Annotated in this window: 1 pseudogene; it reads left to right on the top strand. The window is 59.5% G+C overall.

From position 1 onward, the window contains the following. Positions 1–16: 16 nt before the first annotated feature. Positions 17–284: pseudogene (locus tag KW846_RS29780) on the top strand (RHS repeat protein); the annotation flags it as partial.

Genomic DNA, 284 nt, shown 5'->3' with positions numbered 1-284 from the left:
GCACAGCAATCGCAGCGTGAAAGACCGAGCCGGCCAGCCGGCCATTGACGAACAATTCGACGCTCGCGGCAACCTGCTGGAGCTGCAACCTGGGCAGGCTTTGCAGTGGAATGGGCGTAATCAGTTGGCCCAAGTCATTCAAGTGGCACGGATTGACGGCGCCGACGACATCGAGAGGTATGTCTACGACAGCGAAGGCGCTCGTCTGCGCAAATACCGGGAGGTTACCGCGAAATCCATCGTGCATACGCCCGAGGTGCGTTATTTGCCGGGCATCGAACTGC

The organism is Pseudomonas sp. PDM32, from assembly GCF_019219225.1.
Classification (GTDB): Bacteria; Pseudomonadota; Gammaproteobacteria; order Pseudomonadales; family Pseudomonadaceae; genus Aquipseudomonas; species Aquipseudomonas laurylsulfatiphila.
The sequence above is the reverse complement of the archived record's forward strand: the minus strand, read 5'-3'. Positions and strand labels throughout refer to the sequence as shown.